The following is a 19276-nucleotide window of genomic DNA, read 5'->3' on the forward strand; positions in this document are numbered from 1 at the left end:
GTAGTTCATGTATTGGCGGCATGATTCCTCTTATGGGAGTCATGCCGCCTTTGCTTTTTCAGGTCATTCTAGCTGGATAGTGATACGTTCCACATTTTAGAAAGTAATTCTGTTTTTTAGAAGGCGAAGTAGTATTATGGATTAAAATCTGAACACATCACCCATCAGTCCCTCTGTGTTAAGGATGCGTTTCGCCTGTGAAGTACGTATTTATTGCACTGGGTATTATCGCCCTATTTTTTGTAGTATTTGCCGCATGGCGTTTCTTAACTTTGCGTTCTAAAGGTACACCAGTTATTTTGCGTCGCCTTCCTGCCACTGGTACGCATGGCTGGCGTCATGGTCTTTTTCGCTATCATGGGGATAGCTTGCACTATTTCATGTTGCGTTCTATCGCACCGCTAGCAGATATGCTCTTTGAGCGTACGCATGTAGTTATTAAGGGTCATCGTGATGTAACTAATCGTGAGGACTCTTTTTTATTTGGTGATAAAATTGTTCAGTTTTCACACCACGGACAAGACTATGAATTAGTATGCAGTCCCCATGCAGAAATGGCTTTCACCGCTTGGGTAGAGGCGGCACCCAGTTCGCGTATGGATAAAATGAATCCTAAAGATTTACTTCGTAGAATCGGTAAAGATAATACGCAAAAGTAATCCTGTGCCAAGTTCAGCGTGGGGTGCGCTATATTTGCTTATCTGCAGTTAAGGTCTAAAGAATGCGTTTAGTCATTGCTCGTTGTTCAGTGGATTATGTCGGTCGTCTTGAAGCACACCTGCCGATGGCTGATCGGCTTATCATGATCAAAGCTGATGGTTCAGTTTCAATCCATGCAGATGATCGTGCGTATAAACCACTCAACTGGATGACACCGCCATGTACTCTCACAGAAACAGAAGTACCAGTAGCCGAGCTTGACGATGCACAAGTAAAAGCACAGATGGACGCGCAGACAACGGTGGCATTATGGATCGTAGAAAATAAAAAAGGTGAGCAGCTAAGAATCACAGTTGAAGCCATCCACTCTGATTTGTCTTACAATCTTGGTGAAGATCCTGGATTGATTAAAGACGGCGTCGAGGCGCATTTACAAGAATTATTAGCCGAGCATATTGATACTTTAGGGGAAGGGCATTCGCTTATTCGACGTGAATATCCCACTGCTATCGGACCAGTAGACATTTTGTGCCGCAATGAGCAAGGGCAGACTGTAGCGGTCGAGATTAAACGACGTGGTGGTATTGATGGCGTTGAGCAGCTTTCTCGTTATCTAGAACTATTAAACAGAGATGAGCTATTGGCTCCAGTGCAGGGAGTGTTTGCTGCGCAAGAAATTAAACCGCAGGCACGTACTTTGGCCAATGACCGAGGGATTCGTTGCGTCACTCTCGATTATGATGCGCTCCGTGGCATTGAGTCTACGGAATTGCGTTTGTTCTAATCATGGGAAGAAAGAATAGGCGAGCGCCGTCGAAGCAGCCGTCTCGTCCTCTCGACGCTGCTACCTTGTGGGGTACGCAAAGCATGGAAGGACCTGCATGGACGCAAGGCGAAATTTACCATGTGCGAAGGATGAGTGCTTCTGCTGCAACCAAAAGATATATTTGCCCAGGGTGCAACCAAGATATTATGCCAGCGGTGGCGCATATTGTGGCGTGGCCTCGTGATTATGGGCGCGGAATAGAAGATCGCCGTCACTGGCATACTGGATGCTGGCAACGGCGGTAGTCTTGAAAATTACTGGTTGGGTTGTGTGAGCTCTAGCAGGACACCACCTGCATCTTTGGGATGTACAAAGTTAATTTTTGCCCCTCCGGTACCGATTTTAGGTTCCGGATAGAGCAAACGAATACCTTGGTCGGTTAAATGTTTGCTCAGCGCCACAATATCATTGGTGCGCAAGCACATTTGCTGTAATCCTGGCCCTTTTTTGTCGAGAAACTTTGCAATGGTTGATTCCTCATTGAGTGGGGCAAGCAGCTGGATCATTCCATCAGTGGTGCCGAGATTTTTAGGACCAATCATTGCTTCTACAACGCCTTGTTCCTCATTGGTTTCTTGGTGATGGTTTACCCAACCAAATGCAGAGCGATAGAATTCCACAGCAGCGTCGAGATCAGCAACTGCAATACCTACATGGTCAAGGCAATCAACAAGTTCGTGGGGGATAGTGATATCAGAAAAAGAACTCATGGTTATGTAGTCTAATAGGTAACGATGAACTTAGGCAGGTACTTTTATCATGATTATTGCTTTTTCTGTTGCTCCTACCGAGGTAGCTAATGCACAAGCCGAAATGGCAGATATCGTTGCGGCAGCCATTAAGGTGGTACGAGAATCTGGACTTCCTAATGAGACAAATGCCATGTTTACCCTCATTGAAGGCGAATGGGAGGAAGTCATGGCAGTGGTAAAGAAAGCAACAGATGTGGTGCTTGAACTTTCTCCGCGTGCATCTTTAGTGATTAAGGCAGATATTCGTCCCGGGTATAGTGGACAGCTAAAGTCAAAAGTAGAATCAGTTGAGCGTCGTTTAGCTCAAGAATAACAAGAGAAGGAAGAGCAATGACTACTCCACAGCGTTTTGTCGCTGGCGCAATAGATTTAGCTGAAGTAAAGGCACGAGCGGAACAACGTGCACAAGCGCTGGCACAACCTGCGACGTCTCAACCAGCAGCCACAGTTACATTAACTATGGACAATGTTGAGCAAGAGCTGATTAAGCGCTCTGCTGAAGTGCCGGTGGTCGTGCTGATCGGTACGCCGCGCAGCCCTGATTCAGAACAACTCAAAGCTGATTTATCTGCGCTGGCACAAGAGGCTGCACTGCAGTTTATTTTTGGCTATATCGACGCTGATGCCACTCCTGAGGTTGCTCGTATGTTTGGTATCCAAGGCTTGCCGACGGTTGTCGCCATTGCTGCTGGGCAGCCTATTGCTAATTTCGAGGGTGGGCAACCGCGCCAAGCACTAGAGCAATGGATCAATGCGGTTATCAAGGCTGTCGCTGGGCAATTAACTGGTTTAGCTCAACAAGAAACACCCGAAGATCCTCAATTTGCTGCGGCTACTCAGGCGCTTAACAATGGTGATTTCCTTGCAGCAATTGAGGTCTATGACACGATCTTGGCAAAAGAACCCAAGAATCAGCAGGCGCTTCAAGCTCGTGATAACGCAAAATTCCTCTATCGGTTGCAGCAGAATAAGGATCAGCCAGATCCCATTGCCTATGCGCGTATGCATCCCGACGATATCGATGCGGCATTCCAAGCAGCTGATGCATATATTGCGGCTTCGCAACCTGAAGAAGCCTTCTCTTTGCTACTTGATTTATTAGAGACAAAGACTGGAGATGATAAGGCCACGATCAAAGATCGTCTGGTGGAATTATTTGCGCTTTATGAGGCTCATGATCCTCGAGTGCTCAAAGCACGAGCCCGAATGGCTAGTGCTCTATTCTAATGAGGTCGCCATACCGGGAATCTCAGCCTGCCCAGCGATAGAGCTGCGCGCTCATTGCTGGGATATGCAGATTGACAGAGTAGGGATAATTATCCCATTCTTCGCCACTGCACACCGTGCTCGGCAGCAGATTATTTGCCCCTTGGTAGATCCCTGCATCACTATTAAATACGCATTCCCAGGTACCAGCCTCGGGAACGCCAAGGCGATAATGAGTATGGCTGACACCGCTAAAATTAAAGACGCACAGCATTTTTTCTCCAGTGGCGCTATAGCGAATAAACGCCAGGATATTATGCTGCGCTTCATCTGCTTTCACCCAGCTAAACCCCGATTCTTCATTGTCGAGGCTAAAAAGTTCAGGGCTGCGTCGATAAAGCATATTGAGGTCATGGGTTAAACGGCTAATACCAGCGTGATAGTGATCTTCTTGGTTAATATCCTCCCAGTCTAAGCTGCGGTCATGAGCCCATTCTCTTTCTTGCCCAAACTCCTGACCTTGGAAGAGCAGTTTTTTCCCGGGATGAGCATACATATAGGTAAGCAAAGTACGTAGGCCAGCTGCTTTATTCCACTTGTCACCTGGAATTTTTCTCCATAGTGAACCTTTACCATGTACTACTTCATCGTGACTGAACGGAAGAATGAATTTTTCTGAATACGCATATACCAGCGAAAATGTGATTTTGTTATGGTGATATTGGCGGTGAATGGGATCTTCCTGGAAATAGGCCAAGGTATCATTCATCCACCCCATATTCCATTTCATCGAAAAACCTAATCCGCCCTGCGTCGTAGGAGCGGTAACTCCTGGCCAGGAAGTCGATTCCTCAGCAATAGTGAGTACCCCACGATGATGTTTATGCACAGTGGCGTTGAGTTCTTGCAAAAAATGCACTGCTTCTATGTGCTCTCTGCCTCCGTATTCATTGGGCAACCATTCGTTTTCGCCTCGTGAATAGTCCAAATAGAGCATTGACGCTACCGCATCGACGCGCAGTCCATCGATATGGAACTCTTCACACCAATAGAGCGCATTGGCAATAAGGAAATTACGTACGTGATTCAGACCATAATTAAAGACAAAAGTTCCCCAATCCTTTTGCTCACCACGTCGCCAGTCTGGATGCTCATAGAGTGCTTGACCATCAAAGCGTCCTAGGGCAAAGGAATCTTTAGGGAAATGCGCTGGAACCCAGTCCATAATGACACCAATACCGGCATTGTGGAAGGCGTCGATAAGCGCTTTAAGCTCATTTGGGCTCCCCCAAGCAGAGTAGGGCGCATAATAACCAGACACCTGATACCCCCACGAACCGCCGAAAGGATGCTGTGCTACTGGCAAAAATTCAACGTGCGTATAGCCCATTGTGTGGACATAATCGACTAATTCAGTGGCAAGGTCATGATAGCTACGTCCTTGTTTCCAAGAACCAAGGTGAACCTCGTAAATACTCATGGGTGCATTATCTGCGCAGTAGTGTTTGCGCTGTTCAAGCCAAGCAGCATCCTGCCATTGGTAGTTTGTTCCAGACACAATCGACGCTGTCTCTGGTGGTTTTTGCGCCAGCTGAGCTAACGGATCTGCTTTATCTAAGCGAGTGCCATCAGCAGTATAGATAGCATATTTATACACTGCACCTGCGCTTACTGTGGGAATGAAAATTTCCCACACGCCTGAATCTCCAAGGAGACGCATAGGATGTTGATCAGGGTTCCAACCATTAAAATCCCCAATGACAGCAACACCAGCGGCATGAGGCGCCCATACTGCAAAAGACGTACCAGAAACCTGACCGAGTTCTGTGGTGTACTCGCGCACATGGGCGCCAAGAACCTCCCACAGACGTTCATGTCGTCCCTCGCCAATAAGATGCAAGTCCAGCTCGCCTAAGGTGGGTGAAAAAGAGTAAGGATCTGCACATTCTGCGACAAGCCCACTAGCCCAGGTGATGTGCAAGCGATAATCACTATCAGCAGGCTGTGCGACGATAGCTCCAAAGAAATCATGATCGAGTTTTTCTAAGGGAAAACTGCGTTGTCCACAGTGCAGTTCTACCTTTTGCGCCCCAATACACCGAGTGAGAAAACGGCTATGACCCGCGTCGAGAGTATGCAAGCCATAAATTGCGTGTGGATCAGTGCAAGCATGAGTGAGCAGAGAATACTCATCATGGTGGTGTAGCTGTAGTGAAGAAAAAGTAGACATGAAAGGTTCCTAGGATCTAAAAACTATAGTCCGAGTATTAGTTATGATAATTAGCTGGTCTATGCGTTATGACCCCAGTTCTTAGGTGTTTGGGTACAGGTGCGATGCTAAGAATATGTGCGACATCGCAGAATGGGTCGAGTCGAATGTAGTTATGCGCACTCCAAGTGAAATGCTGCTTGGTCACTAGATCGTAGACCGCAAAACTGTGGTCCTTATTCTCTGGTTGACCAAGCGCTGATAGATCAAGGCTTAGGGTGGTTTCTTGTGCGTGGTGTGGATCGAGATTCACTACCACGATAATCGCGTTTCCTGTGACAGGATCGACTTTAGAATACGCCAGGATATTGTCATTATCGGTGTGGTGGAAGTGCAATACCCGAAGTTGTTGCAATGCTGGGTGGTCACGTCGAATCTGGTTCAGTAATTGAATGAATGGTTCTAGTGAATCCCCGTTGCGTCGTGCAGTGGCAAAATCACGTGGGCGTAGCTCAAATTTTTCGCTGTCAAGATATTCTTCACTACCCGGAGCAACAGCGGTGTGTTCATAAAGCTCATAACCAGAATACACACCCCATAATGGTGATAATGTTGCTGCTAAGACTGCTCGAATAGCAAATATAGCTCGACCGCCATGCTGTAAGCTTGCGTGCAAAATATCTGGTGTGTTCACAAAAAGATGAGGACGTGATACATCAGCCATTGCCGTTATCTCTCGAGCAAATTGCTCTACCTCGGCTTTTGTTACTTTCCAGGTGAAATATGTATAAGACTGTGAGAATCCTGCTTTTGCTAAACCATACAGGCGTGCTGGTCTGGTAAAGGCTTCAGCAAGGAAAATGACCTCAGGGTTGTTGCGATGAATCCGCGAAATCAGCCATGCCCAAAAGTTAGTTGGTTTAGTATGAGGATTATCTACTCGGAAAGTACGCACCCCACGATCAACCCAGAATTGTACGATGCGCAGCAATTCTTCATAAATTGCTGTTGGTGCGTTATCAAAATTCAGGGGATAAATGTCTTGGTATTTCTTAGGTGGATTTTCTGCGTAGGCAATCGTTCCGTCGGCAAGAATAGTGAAAAATTCCGGGTGGGTTTGTGCCCACGGGTGATCGGGTGCAGCTTGGAACGCGAGATCAAGAGCAATCTCTAATCCAAGTGATGTGGCAGTATCGAGTAAAAACTGAAAATCCTCCAGGGTTCCCAGTTCTGGATGCACGCTATCATGCCCGCCGGCAGCAGAACCAATTGCCCATGGGGATCCCACATCTGTTGGCTGTGCGACGAGCGTATTATTTTTTCCTTTACGATTGATCGCACCAATGGGGTGAATCGGCGGAAAATAAACAGTATCAAAACCCATATCTGCTACGCGCTTGAGTGCTTGAGCAGTGCTACGGAAGGTGCCATGAATGGGGTTTCCTTGATCATCCCAACCCCCAGTAGAGCGAGGAAAAAGCTCATACCAGGAGCTAAAAAGCGCTTTTTTGCGTTCGACGAGCACCTGTTGGCTTGGTGCGGCAGATACTAAATCCCGCAGAGGATAGGCGCGAATAAGCTCAAGAATTGGTTGGGCGAGTGCAACGGATAGTTTCTCAGCTACGGGTTGTGCGGAAAGGAGAAGTTGTGCGACGGAAAGGAGCGTGTCTTTTTCCTGTGCTGTGTGGGTTAATTGTGCAGTGCGTTGAAAAAGTTGAGCCCCTGTTGCCCAGTCATTGGCTAGTTCTTCGTTGTTTTGTCCTGCTTGCGCTTTTTTAGTTATGGCATTGCGCCAGGTTGCCATTGGATCTGACCATGCTTCTATCTGAAAAGACCAGATACCCATGACATCTGGAACAAAGCCACTATGCATTCGATCAACATCGACAGGATCACGATAAAAACTTTGAGTAAGTTCTGTGCTATCACGTGTTGAATCTGCAGGAGGAGTAATGCGCAGTGTGGCATTGATACAGTCATGTCCTTCACGCCAGATAAGAGCACTGATAGGAATATACTCACCAACCACGGCTTTTGCTGCAACTGTGCCGTGGGCGATAGTGGGGTGGATGTCGTCGATAGCAAGGCGGGGAAAAGAGGTGAGGCTTGGAGACTGAGTGGACAAGTTGGTGGCTCCTCATCATAGATTGCTTTGCCACTAAGTTTACCTGTGTCACTCACACAGATGCAGTACTTTATCCACAATGATTAGAGATAGATGCGTTAGCGTGCTGGATAAGCCAGAATGGAAGAGGAAGACGCAATGCCAGAACAGTCACAACAGTCAGAAATGTCGGGGATAGTGGGAATGTATAAGCACGATACAGATAATGAGCACAGCGATCGTAATCCAGACTTGCTTATAGACTTTGAGAATGTATCTTTTATCCGTTCTGGCAAGGCTCTGTTGGAATCGGTGACCTGGCAGGTAGAACTCGATGAACGCTGGGTTATCCTCGGGCCAAATGGCGCTGGTAAAACTACGCTTATTCGCTTGGCAGCAGCAGAAGAATTTCCTTCAGCTGGTCGGGCATGGCTGATGGGGGAGCGTATCGGCAAAACTGATATGCGTGATCTACGTACGATGATTGGGCTTTCTTCTGCTGCAGTCGCCAGTCGGATAGCGCCGGAAGAAAAAGTCACTGATCTGGTTATTTCTGCAGGTTATGCCATTCTTGGTCGGTGGCGTGAAGAGTATAGTGAACCAGATTTTGCGCAAACCCTCCAGGTGCTAGAGCGTGTTGGCGCTTTGCATTTGGTCGATCGCAATTGGGGAACACTTAGCGAAGGAGAGCGCAAGCGTGTGCTTGTAGCACGTGCCTTGATGACTAACCCAGAATTATTGCTTCTCGACGAACCGGCTTCGGGTATGGATCTGGGGGGTCGTGAGGATCTGGTGGGATACCTCAGCGAACTTGCTCTTGATCCTGATGCACCAGCAATGGTGATGATTACTCATCATGTGGAAGAAATACCTGATGGTTTTACCCACGCCCTTTTACTTGATGAAGGCACTGTAGTGGCACAAGGTTTGATAGATGATGTGCTCACTGATGAGAATCTTTCTCGTGCGTTTCATCAGCAGATGAGGATAGATAAGATCGATGGGCGCTATTTCGCGCGCCGAGCGCGACAAGGTGGTTCACATCGGGCTGTTTAGGAATTAGGAAAGGAAGAAGGGGCACGGCATTATGCCTCCGATAGTTGAGGGTCTTGGCGGTAGAAAACTTGCGGTTACCGTGTTGATACTTCGTGATACCGCAGCAGGGTTAGAGGTTTTTGTCCAAGAGCGTGTCTCATCTATGCCTACTTTTCCTAATACCACGGTATTTCCTGGTGGCGGTGTAGATCCTCGTGACTTAGAAGAACCTATGGATCAGGTGCATAATACGTGGGGCGGTCCGGATCTAGATTTTTGGTCCCAGTCACTTAAAGTCGATAAGCGGATGGCGCGAGGCTTAGTATGTGGTGCTGCACGTGAACTTTTTGAGGAAACAGGAACCTTATTGGCTGGTCATGTGGGTGGTGCACCGGTACAAGATGCTACTCCGTATCATCCACAGCGGCTTGCTTTAGAAAGTCATCGGCTTTCTTTATCTCAGGTTTTGGCACGTAATCAACTGGTACTGCGCACTGATTTGCTATATCCCTTTGCGCGATGGGTGAGTGCTCCGACGGATGAGCATCAATTTGATGTCTATAGTTTTTTGGCGACGGCACCTGATGGGCAAGAACCTGATGGAAATACCCGAGAAGCTGCGTCGACTGGCTGGTTTACTCCTGATCTTATCCTTGATGGGTGGCGTGCAGGATTATTGCAGTTGGTGATTCCAACGTGGGCACAATTGCTCCACTTAAGTCATTTTCATAGTGTAGAAGAAGCGTTTGAGGCAGCCAAAGAGATTGATATTGCTCCTGTGATTGGTGATCCTGTTGATGATCCTCGGTATTATGAGTTTTTTCATGTCAAGCCGCCTAAACGCTTCTGAAGCGGCGTCGTTAGTGCGCTCTCACTGCCCAAGGGAAAATTAGGTTAGACTAAAAAGAAGAAAATATAAAGAGAAACGATTAGGAAAAGGAAATATATGCCCGCAATTGTGGTTTTGGTAAAAAATGTTCCTGATACGTGGTCTACGCGAACTCTTGAGGATGATTTCACCCTCAATCGCAGTGATGTTGATGAGACAATCGACGAAATCAATGAGTTCGCTGTGGAACAAGCCTTAAGAGTCCGAGAATCAAACCCTGATGCTGGGTACACTGTGGTGGCATTATCTGCAGGTGGCGCATCTGCAGAAGAAGCATTGCGTAAAGCATTGGCGATGGGGGCAGATTCTGCAGTATTGCTTAACGACGAACAGCTTGCCGGTTCAGATATTTTAGGTACCGCATGGGCGCTATCTAATGCGCTCAATACCATTGCCGATATTGAGCTTATCGTGTGTGGTGCAGCATCTTCTGATGGGGCTGCGGGTGCTTTGCCAGGTATTTTGGCAGAATATCGACAGCAACCGGCACTTACTCATCTGCGTCAGATGAGCGTGCATAATGGCGTTATCACAGCCGTGCGTAAAACTAATGATGGCGACTATGAATTAGAAGCACCATTACCAGCTATTGTCTCTATTACTGACAAAGCAGATAAGCCACGATTCCCGAACTTCAAGGGCATTTTGGCTGCGAAAAAAGCAGAAATAACGCACCTTGATCTGGCAAGCATTGGTGTGGCTGCCCAACAGGTTGGATTGGCTCATTCTGCAACTGTGGTCACTGCTGCCAATACACGTCCGCAACGCCAAGGTGGTGAGCTGATTCGAGGCAATGCTCAAGAGCTTGCGAATAGAATTGCTGATTATTTAGAGGCAGAAAAACTCATTTAAGACATTCGTATTGTATTAGCTCTTACCAATAAATAAGGATTGATTATGTCTTTTGCATATGTTCTCGTCGAACAGCATAATGGCGCTCTTGCACCAACTACTGCTGAACTTATTAGCCAGGCTAAGGTATTTGGCAGTGTCAGTGCCGTAGTACTTGGCAACGCTACTATCGCGCCCGAGCTGGTTGCGGAACTTGGTGCACTTGGTGCCGATAGCGTAATGGGTGCGATTGTTCCGGATCTTGATTCTCGTTTGATCGTGCCACAGGTGAACGCACTTCACGCACTGGCTGCGCAAACCCCAGCTCCAATCATTCTTTCCGCCGGCGCAGATACTAATGAAATCGCTGGTAGACTTGCTGCTCGTCTTGCCTCAGGCGTGCTTTTCGACGTTGTCGCTATCAATGCTGATCGCAGTGCGAGCATGTCTATTTTTGGAGATACTATTGCCGTTTCAGCAGCAGTGGGTGGCAATAGCCCTATCTATACTCTTCGCCCTGGTACTCAGGATTTGGCAGCAACGACCGTGGCTGCCGGTGCTGCAGTTTATAACGAGTTCGAGCTGCCACCAGCACAGAATACAGAAGTAACCGTGAAGTCTTATACCCCGGCTGTGCATGGGGATCGCCCTGAGCTTACTCAAGCTAAGGTGGTCGTCGCAGGTGGACGAGGTATGGACAGTGCAGAAAATTTTGGTGCTATCGTAGAACCGCTTGCCGACGTGCTGGGAGGCGCAGTAGGAGCCACCCGTGATGCAGTTGATTTGGGATATTATCCTGCCACATTCCAAGTTGGGCAGACTGGTGTGAGTGTATCACCTGATCTTTATATTGGGTTAGGAATTTCTGGTGCTATTCAACATACCTCGGGTATGCAGACCGCGAAGAAAATTATTGTTATCAACAATGATGAAGAAGCTCCTTTCTTTGCGATCGCTGATCTAGGCGTTGTAGGAGATGCACAAGAAATTGCTCCTTTGCTTACGGAAGAATTAGCAAAGCGCAAAGGCTAAAACAGTATAAAAGCGGTAGCAAGTCAGCTACCGCTTTTATTATGATTGCAGCTTAAACGCTAGTCGCTATCAGATTTGCGCAATTGTTCATCGAGCCAGGTGTATTCCATAGCATCAATGTGGGCACTTTGGGTATAGTCTGCTGCACCGTTGTGGCCTCCCTCTACATTTTCATAATATGTAACAGGCTGACCAGCATCTTCTAGTGCCGCTGCGAAGAGACGAGCATGGCCTGGGTGTACTCGATCGTCTTTTGTGGAGCTCGTGATAAACGCTGGTGGGTATGCACGTTTTTCTCTAGCTACCACATGGTGGACAGGGGAGTATTTCTCCAGTACGGCACGTTCTTCTGGTTTATCGGGGTCGCCATATTCAGCAATCCAGCTATTACCTGCTAGCCAGGTGTGGTAGCGCAGCATATCTGTTAGTGGTACTTCGATAAGCGCAGCGCCAAAAGTCTCTGGGTACTGAGTAAGGGCAGTTGCTGTTAGTAGACCACCATTAGAACCACCTTGAATACCCACTTGATCTTTGGTGGCATAACCGCGCGCCACGATATCTTCTAGCACGGCTTTGTGATCCTCAAAGGCTTTATTGCGATTTGTTTTTGCTGCATTACTATGCCAGTCGGGACCAAACTCGCCTCCGCCACGGATATTTGCCAAAACATAGAGATTGCCTTTTTCTAACCAAGCTCGACCTCGGTAGGAGCTGTATTCAGGAGTATAGGCAACCTCAAATCCACCATAGGCATACACCAAGGTTGGTACCGGTTTATCAGTGAACTTACCTGTGATGAAGTAGGGAACCTTAGTGCCATCAGCGCTTGTTGCCCAGTGCTGTCGAGTTTCCATTCCTTGAGCATCAAAAAGTTTATCCTGGTGCTTAAGCGGCTTATTAGGGTCATAATCCGAGGATCCGTTATCTACTTCTTTGAGATCTAGTCGGAAGAACGAATTAGGAGTAAGGAAGTTGCTGCTGCTTAACCACACTTCATCGGTGTCGTCGGTTGTAGCATACACACTGCTTGTGGATTTCTCAGGTAGTTTGAGTTGCTTTAGTTGTGCAGTAGGGTCGTCAAGCGGAGCGTACTCGATGGCAGTAGAAACATCAGTTAAATGGGTGATGAGGAGATAGTTTTTGGTGAAGCTGATGTCTTCGAGGCTGCTTCGTTCGTCGGGAGCATAAATAAGTTTGGGTGTTGCTGTTCCTGCCATGACGTCGTCAAATTTCGCTACTCCGAGTGCGCCACCGGGAATACCTTTGTACTCGCTGCGAGGTTTGATGAATAACCATTCATTTACTATCCATGTGTCGGCGTCGGTAGGTACGGGAACTTGCTTGAAATCGCCGCTTTGATCATCAGAGGTATCGTAGAACGTTTCTGAATTGTAGAAGTCTATGCTCCGATAAGCAAAGGTGCGTTCATAGCCAGGGGTGGCGTCGTGATATGCGTGGGTAGAAAGATCCTCGGTATCGATGGAGTAGTATTCTTGAGCATCCTCCATGCGTTGTCCGCGTTTCCAGATAAAGGTTTTAGCTGGATAACCTGATAATGTCGTAGAGTTTTCGAGTTGATCGGTGCCAAAGAAAATCGTATCTTTGTCAATCCACGATACTGAGGTTTTTCCTTCTGGGATGTTAAAAGGACTATCAGTAACAAACTCTTTTTTCTCCAGGTCATATTCTTTGATAACCACCGCGTCTGATCCACCTGGGGATAACTTAATTAGAGCGCGGTCATAGGTGGGGTAACGTACTTCAGCACCTTTCCATACCCATGACATATTATCTTTTTCCGCCAGCTTATCGACGTCAATCAGCACTTCCCATTTTGGTGAATCGCTGGTATAACTTTCCAGGGTTGTGGTGCGCCAAATGCCGCGAGGGTGATTGTCATCTGTCCAGAAGTTATAGAGTTTATCGCCACGACGAACAACATAAGGAATCTGTGAGTCATTTTTAGAAACATCGAGGAGTTTTTCTTTTGTTTCACTAAACTCTTTGGAATGTGTGAGCGCATCTTCTGTCTTTTTATTATGCGCTTGGACCCATTCCAATGCTTGAGGGGATTCGATGTCGGTGAGGTACTCTTGGTTTGGCTGTGGGTAAGGACCGGTTTCTGCATTCCATAATGGAGCGTAATCCGCAGGGGTGGGTTCATTCATTTTTTCTGCTTTAGTTGCTTCATCTGTTGTAGTGGGGCTAGCAGCATGAGTGGAATCTTTTTGACCAGGTGGACTGCACGCACTAAGACCAAGTCCCAGGCATAATGCTGTTGCTGTTGCAATGAGGGGACGCGAGATAGCGCCCGTAATTAGTTTCTGCATAGAGGCTCCTTCGCATGAAGAACAACATCAATGGTGAAGATAAGTTTAACACTGTTTCTATAGTTTTATAGATAATTGGTAAAATTATTTCATAATTGAGTTACAAGAAATAAGCTGTGTATCCTAAATTCGCAGATCTCAATGAGACAAAAATGAAAGCGACAAAGGGGTTACTCGAGCAATGTCACATTACTTCGACCATGCAGCAACATCACCCATGCGTGAGGTCGCAAAGCAAGCATGGCTTGAGGCAGCAAGCGCAGTTAATCCAGCAAGCCAATACACTTCCGGACGCAAGGCACGCAGTATCGTCGATAATGCTCGGGAAGACATTGCAGCTGTACTCGGTTGTGAACCAATTGAAGTCATTTTTACTGCTTCAGGAACGGAAGCCAACAATATCGGTGTAATAGGACAATGGCTTGCTCGCACAGGCGGACAAGGTGGCAGAATAATTACCAGTGCCATAGAACATCCAGCCGTACTGACGAGTGCACAATATGCCCAGAAATTCGGAGCTATTCATGAAGAACTCGCGGTATCTCCACACGGCATTGTTACCCACTTCGACGCTCTGGATACCCCAGCTGATGTAGCTGCTTGTATGTGGGCAAATAATGAAACCGGTGCACTACAGCCCGTAACAGAAGTAATCGAGCGAGCACAGCAAACCAATACACCCGTGCACATTGACGCAGTGCAGGTAGCGGGAAAAATCCCCATTAACTTTCAGGAATTAGGGGCGACAACACTTGCTGCTAGTGGTCATAAATTCGGTGGTCCACGCAGTGGTGGCATTTTGCTCGCTCGACGTTCCCCAGCGCCAGCTGCCATTATTCATGGTGGCGGACAAGAACGCGGGATACGATCAGGGACAGTGGATGCAGCTACTGCTAGCGCACTCGCTGCAGCTTTGATTGAAGCAACTCAAGAGATCGACGTGCAGCATAGACATCTGAGTGCATTGCGTACGCAACTAAAAGAAGCCATCACTACTCAGATTGATGACGTTATTTTCCATACTCCAGAAAATTCATTGGCGTCGCATCTGTATATGTCTTTTCCCGGCGCAGAAGGCGATAGCTTAATTATGTTGCTGGATGCACAAGGAATTGAAGCCTCTACTGGATCGGCGTGCCATAACGGAGTAAATAGACCAAGCTCAGTGCTACTTGCAGCAGGGATAGATCCTGCGACAGCACGATCCACCCTACGTCTGACCATGGGCTACACCACGACACAAGCAGATATTCACGCGCTCATTGCTGTGCTACCTGATATTGTTGCGCGCGCTCGACGCGCTGGCATGGCATAAGAACTGCTCGATAATTCTTATGTGCTGGGGGTGCTGGGAGCGCTGGAGATACCAGGAATATCGTGGTAGCCGCACTCGGCATCAGAGAGAATACGACCTTGTGCGCTAAAGTCTTGCACCCAATTATTGTCGTGATAGTGTGCTGGAACCGCGCCACCCAGCAAGGCTTTGCGCAATGGTGCTGCGTGTTCTTGATCAGCGAGAGGCACGTGCGCACCCAATAAAATGATATTGCCCCTACGGCGTCCCTTGAACATCGGTGGATCAGCAATAGCAGCACAATGTGCAAACACGCTACGCATTGTGTGGAGTTCTGATTTAGCTAGAGAAAGTGAATGGTCATCACCGCAATTAGCAATATAGAGTCCGTGAGCGGATAAACTGCGGGCACATTCTTCATAGAACTCACGGGTTGCTAAATATGCGGGAGTATGGGAACCAGCAAAAACATCACGGATGATAATATCGCGGCTATCGGGAACAAAAGCTCTGGTTGCAGCCCTGGCATCAGCTTGTCTAATTTTTAGCCGAGGAGCTCGTGGCAAATCAAACCAGGTGCGTACGAGGCGTGCTAATTCTGCATCTAATTCAATGACAGTATTACGTGATTGAGGATATCGGTGCGCAAAATAACGAGCAAGAGTACACGCACCACCACCAAGGTGAGTTATCCGAAGTTGCTCGGGGGATAACGCCGCATGGTGCTGAATATGAAACTCAGTAGCAGCAGCTATCCATCGCATATATTCATACTCGAGAACCAATGGATCATACGCAATATGACTTGAGGGAACACCATTGACAAAGATTTCATAGCCACCAGGAGAATAGGGGTCGGTCTTTATCTCTACACAACCCGTACTTGTCTGATAAACACCAGGTAGCGACGGTATTCCCTTGGTGTTACTGTCATTATTGCCATCACTGCGCGAATGTTTATGCAAGCGTTTTCTTCCCATAAGTATCTTTCTTGTGTAGTTATCGCGTAGTTATATTGCTATATCATGGTCTGGAATGAGGTGGAATAAAATAGTACCTCGCTATGTTGATCTCTACGGATTATACGGGTATTCGTCATGTGCATAATGCGCACGTGCTGAAGTATTCTAAAGCCTGCATATTTTCCTAACTTCTCAACTTTCCAACACAGAAAGGTTTTTCATGCGAGTCTTGGCAGCAATGAGTGGCGGCGTTGATTCTGCAGTAGCTGCTGCACGGGCTGTGGCGGCAGGGCACGAAGTAGTAGGCGTGCATTTAGCGCTGAGCCAAGATCCGCAAACTGTACGAGAATCTGCCCGTGGTTGTTGCTCATTAGAAGATTCTGCCGACGCGCGTCGCGTATGTGATAAGCTCGGCATTCCGTTTTATGTCTGGGATTTTTCTGAACGCTTTAAGGAAGAAGTCATTGATGATTTCGTAGAATCCTATGAACGCGGTGAAACACCCAACCCATGCCTGCGCTGTAATGAAAAGATCAAGTTCACCGCATTGCTAGAACGTGGCATCGCATTAGGCTTTGATGCGGTAGTAACTGGGCACTATGCCAGGCTTACCCAACCAGAAGATGGCGGCGATGGATTCCTACGCCGTGGCGTGGATCCTCATAAAGACCAGTCATATGTGCTTGGTGTGTTGGGCGCACAAGAAATTGCACACTGTATGTTTCCTGTGGGCGACACGATCAAACCAGATATTAGGAAAGAAGCTGCTGAGTATGGTTTTTCTGTAGCTAAAAAACCAGATTCTTACGATATTTGCTTCATTCCTGATGGCAATACCCAAGCATTTTTAGGCGCCAAAATCGGACTACGCCCTGGCATGATCGTCGATAAGCAAGGCAATGAACTCAAAGAACATGATGGTGCTTGGAACTATACGATTGGCCAGCGTAAGGGACTCAACATTAAGCAACCAGCTGCCGACGGCAAGCCACGTTATGTTACCGACATCAATGCTCGGACTGGGCAAGTCACTGTGGGCTCACGCGAAGATCTGGATATCTCGCGTATTCGTGCTGATCGGCTTAAATTTCTTCATCCTGCCATGACTGGAACATTTGAGGCACAGGTGCAGGTGCGTGCGCATGGCAGTGTGGTGTCCTGTACTGTACACGTCAATCAGGAGCACGACTATATGGATATTGAGCTGCACCAGCCCCTCAGCGGAGTAGCACGCGGTCAAGCAGCAGTGATTTATCTCCCTGATGAAGCTGGTGATATTGTTTTGGGTTCAGGTACTATTTGCGCTACGCATAGTGCACTGGATTCATAGCTGTCTGTGCTGTCTGTTCATAGTGCATGGCGTGTGTAAGAGAAACACAATGGAGCACACACAATAATGACTCTGAGTTTTAACCTTGGTGCCTTGCCTGGCAATGACTTCCACGCCGGAATGGACGTGATAGCCGGTGAAACTCCTTTGCGCACATTAGTGCACGTACCGCAGCGGGGTTTTATGTATGATCATATGGCAACGACCTTGGCTATATTGCATAATCTGCCAGTAGAAAAAGGACCACGCTCATGGCGGTTGAGTACGCGGGCGCAAATAATCAGCAGAAGACTATGGGATAAGAAAGAACGCGAACTAGATGCCATAGAACAACACTGGTCCGGGGCAGAGCAATTGCAAGTCTCTTGTGTTGGACCGTGGTCACTGAGCACCCAATTAGAGCTTGCTGACGGTCATCGCGCCTTAACCGATAGCGGCGCGTTAAAAGACATCGTTGACATTTTTCTTGCCAATCTCATCGACTATGCGCAACAGCTGAAGAAAAGATGCCATGCTGAATGCGATATTATTCTTGACGAGTTTGCTTTGGATAATTTGATAAAAGGTAGAGTCAAAGGAACACATGATTTTGATATTCTGCCTGCTTATCATCCTAAGGAATTAGCTGAGTTACTTGCGCATATTATTTCGACGTTGCAGCAACACTACCGCCATGTACGGCTTGCCATGCTAGGACAAGAACCCAATTTCTTCCTTGCTCAGTTGGCTCAGCCAGATTCTTTTCTCATCAGCCAGGATACAATCAAGGGAACTCATCTTTATGATGATCTTGCCCAGGCGCTCTCAGAAGGATTGGGTATTGGTTTTGGGTGCGTTGGCATAGGCGATTATGTTGATACAGATAAGAGCATTCCGCGTGATAAAGCTCGACGCATTGCAAAACTATTTGATGAATTGTCGATAAGCCGCGAGCAATTAGCAGATATTGAGATACATCCTCGTCAGCATCTTGACCAGGGGAGGCTTATCGACGCTGCACATGCCTTGGCATGTGCTCGAGTGTGTGCCGAAATCGTACAGCGTGATGGCCGAGAGCTTTAGCGCTGGTTGATATCTCAACCTAGTGGTGCCAAAGGCCATGAGGTATTGACACTAGAAGCATCTTTACCTTGACCGCTGAGATATTTGGCAAAGCTATGTTGGGATTCGTAATACTTTACTGCTTGAAATTCCATGAGTTCATTAAGGTTGAGCTGTGCTATTTCTTCTCGGTATTGCTTCTTGGCCTGCACCCATGCAATACGTGCTGCAGCTAATGCGTCAGCAGTGGCTTCGTGAGCATTATCAATGCGTACTGCGTAATGTTGGCACAGATCGCTTAACGTACGTTTGCCTTTGCGCCACGGATCGAGTGCTTTATCGATGGTAAATGGATCAAATACAGGTCCGGAGACAATAAAATCAGTATCAAGGTTTTTTAGGACACTCAGATCAAATGGAGCATTATAAACAATGAGAGTGTAGCCATCTTCCCATGCTTGATAGATATTTTTGATTGTTGTTTTTACCACTGTGTCATGATCTTGCCCATTGGCGCGGGCGTATTCAGTGGTAATGCCATGAACCGCAGTAGCTTCTGCAGGGATATCGATACCAGGATCAGCAAGTAGCTCTTGGGCGGATACACCTTGGTGATCAATGCGTACTAATGCGGAGGTAACGATGCGAGCAGTGCGAGGATCTGCAGAAGTGGTTTCTAGATCGAAACTGAGCACTTTCTGCGGATCAAAGGTCATGGAATCAAAGCGAGGAGTATTCATGTCTTTAACCTTAGTAAAAGATGGCGACTTAACAC

General features: G+C 47.4%; 17 protein-coding genes and 1 pseudogene. 12 read left to right on the top strand and 6 right to left on the bottom strand.

From position 1 onward, the window contains the following. Nucleotides 1-197: 197 nt before the first annotated feature. The 3 genes from EML15_RS07695 (at nucleotide 198) to EML15_RS07705 (ending at nucleotide 1731) form a co-directional block, all read left to right on the top strand. Entirely contained in the window at nucleotides 198-659 is a 462-nt protein-coding gene (locus EML15_RS07695) for a DUF2550 domain-containing protein (RefSeq protein WP_144274609.1), read from the top strand. A 62-nt stretch (nucleotides 660-721) separates the two neighbouring features. Continuing rightward, on the top strand, nucleotides 722-1444 hold the full coding sequence (gene nucS, locus EML15_RS07700) for an endonuclease NucS (protein WP_144274611.1): 723 nt from the start codon (nucleotides 722-724) through the stop codon (nucleotides 1442-1444). 2 nt (nucleotides 1445-1446) lie between these two features. Beyond that, nucleotides 1447-1731, top strand: coding sequence for a hypothetical protein (locus EML15_RS07705; protein WP_144274613.1), 285 nt, complete (start codon nucleotides 1447-1449; stop codon nucleotides 1729-1731). 9 nt (nucleotides 1732-1740) lie between these two features. On the opposite strand, the gene mce is transcribed toward EML15_RS07705, so the two are convergent. Further along, nucleotides 1741-2196 carry a methylmalonyl-CoA epimerase gene (gene mce / locus EML15_RS07710; protein WP_144274615.1) on the bottom strand — a complete coding sequence of 152 codons (456 nt, stop codon included), beginning with the start codon at nucleotides 2194-2196 and terminating at the stop codon, nucleotides 1741-1743. A 49-nt stretch (nucleotides 2197-2245) separates the two neighbouring features. On the opposite strand from mce, the gene EML15_RS07715 reads away from it, so the two are divergent. Further along, nucleotides 2246-2551 carry a thiamine-binding protein gene (locus tag EML15_RS07715; RefSeq protein WP_144274617.1) on the top strand — a complete coding sequence of 102 codons (306 nt, stop codon included), beginning with the start codon at nucleotides 2246-2248 and terminating at the stop codon, nucleotides 2549-2551. A 17-nt stretch (nucleotides 2552-2568) separates the two neighbouring features. Beyond that, nucleotides 2569-3465, top strand: coding sequence for a tetratricopeptide repeat protein (locus tag EML15_RS07720; RefSeq protein ID WP_144274619.1), 897 nt, complete (start codon nucleotides 2569-2571; stop codon nucleotides 3463-3465). A 22-nt stretch (nucleotides 3466-3487) separates the two neighbouring features. Here EML15_RS07720 and glgB read toward each other — a convergent pair whose 3' ends face one another. Next, a complete protein-coding gene (gene glgB / locus EML15_RS07725) occupies nucleotides 3488-5626 on the bottom strand; it encodes a 1,4-alpha-glucan branching protein GlgB (RefSeq protein WP_246858230.1) in 2139 nt (712 codons plus the stop codon). Between the two features lie 151 nt (nucleotides 5627-5777). Next, nucleotides 5778-7778, bottom strand: a pseudogene (locus EML15_RS07730) (maltotransferase domain-containing protein); the annotation flags it as partial. Between the two features lie 183 nt (nucleotides 7779-7961). Here EML15_RS07730 and EML15_RS07735 point away from each other — a divergent pair. The 4 genes from EML15_RS07735 to EML15_RS07750 all read left to right on the top strand — a co-directional run bounded on the left by EML15_RS07735 (nucleotide 7962) and on the right by EML15_RS07750 (nucleotide 11544). Further along, nucleotides 7962-8813 (top strand): ABC transporter ATP-binding protein, encoded by an 852-nt coding sequence (locus EML15_RS07735; protein ID WP_144274976.1) that lies wholly within the window; start codon nucleotides 7962-7964, stop codon nucleotides 8811-8813. A gap of 31 nt (nucleotides 8814-8844) precedes the next feature. Continuing rightward, complete coding sequence (locus EML15_RS07740) at nucleotides 8845-9642, top strand: NUDIX hydrolase (protein WP_144274625.1); 798 nt, start codon at nucleotides 8845-8847, stop codon at nucleotides 9640-9642. 96 nt (nucleotides 9643-9738) lie between these two features. Next, the gene (locus EML15_RS07745) at nucleotides 9739-10533 is read left to right on the top strand and encodes an electron transfer flavoprotein subunit beta/FixA family protein (protein ID WP_144274627.1); all 795 of its coding nucleotides are present in this window, start codon (nucleotides 9739-9741) and stop codon (nucleotides 10531-10533) included. Nucleotides 10534-10578: 45 nt separating this feature from the next. Beyond that, complete coding sequence (locus EML15_RS07750; RefSeq protein WP_144274629.1) at nucleotides 10579-11544, top strand: electron transfer flavoprotein subunit alpha/FixB family protein; 966 nt, start codon at nucleotides 10579-10581, stop codon at nucleotides 11542-11544. Nucleotides 11545-11603: 59 nt separating this feature from the next. Here EML15_RS07750 and EML15_RS07755 read toward each other — a convergent pair whose 3' ends face one another. Continuing rightward, nucleotides 11604-13874 (bottom strand): prolyl oligopeptidase family serine peptidase, encoded by a 2271-nt coding sequence (locus EML15_RS07755; RefSeq protein WP_246858199.1) that lies wholly within the window; start codon nucleotides 13872-13874, stop codon nucleotides 11604-11606. Between the two features lie 181 nt (nucleotides 13875-14055). Here EML15_RS07755 and EML15_RS07760 point away from each other — a divergent pair, with 181 nt between their 5' ends. Then, the gene (locus tag EML15_RS07760; protein WP_144274631.1) at nucleotides 14056-15189 is read left to right on the top strand and encodes a cysteine desulfurase family protein; all 1134 of its coding nucleotides are present in this window, start codon (nucleotides 14056-14058) and stop codon (nucleotides 15187-15189) included. Between the two features lie 17 nt (nucleotides 15190-15206). Here the strand turns inward: EML15_RS07760 and EML15_RS07765 are convergent, their stop codons facing one another. Beyond that, a complete protein-coding gene (locus tag EML15_RS07765; RefSeq protein ID WP_185967215.1) occupies nucleotides 15207-16148 on the bottom strand; it encodes a fused MFS/spermidine synthase in 942 nt (313 codons plus the stop codon). Nucleotides 16149-16350: 202 nt separating this feature from the next. Between EML15_RS07765 and mnmA the strand changes: the two genes are divergently transcribed. Both mnmA and EML15_RS07775 read left to right on the top strand, forming a co-directional pair. Further along, nucleotides 16351-17460 carry a tRNA 2-thiouridine(34) synthase MnmA gene (gene mnmA / locus EML15_RS07770; protein WP_144274633.1) on the top strand — a complete coding sequence of 370 codons (1110 nt, stop codon included), beginning with the start codon at nucleotides 16351-16353 and terminating at the stop codon, nucleotides 17458-17460. A gap of 66 nt (nucleotides 17461-17526) precedes the next feature. After that, entirely contained in the window at nucleotides 17527-18522 is a 996-nt protein-coding gene (locus EML15_RS07775) for a hypothetical protein (protein WP_144274635.1), read from the top strand. A 14-nt stretch (nucleotides 18523-18536) separates the two neighbouring features. On the opposite strand, the gene EML15_RS07780 is transcribed toward EML15_RS07775, so the two are convergent. Continuing rightward, nucleotides 18537-19241, bottom strand: coding sequence for a 3'-5' exonuclease (locus EML15_RS07780; RefSeq protein WP_246846962.1), 705 nt, complete (start codon nucleotides 19239-19241; stop codon nucleotides 18537-18539). Nucleotides 19242-19276: the final 35 nt, after the last annotated feature.

It is taken from the genome of Corynebacterium sp. sy017 (assembly GCF_017918135.1).
Taxonomy (GTDB): Bacteria; Actinomycetota; Actinomycetes; order Mycobacteriales; family Mycobacteriaceae; genus Corynebacterium.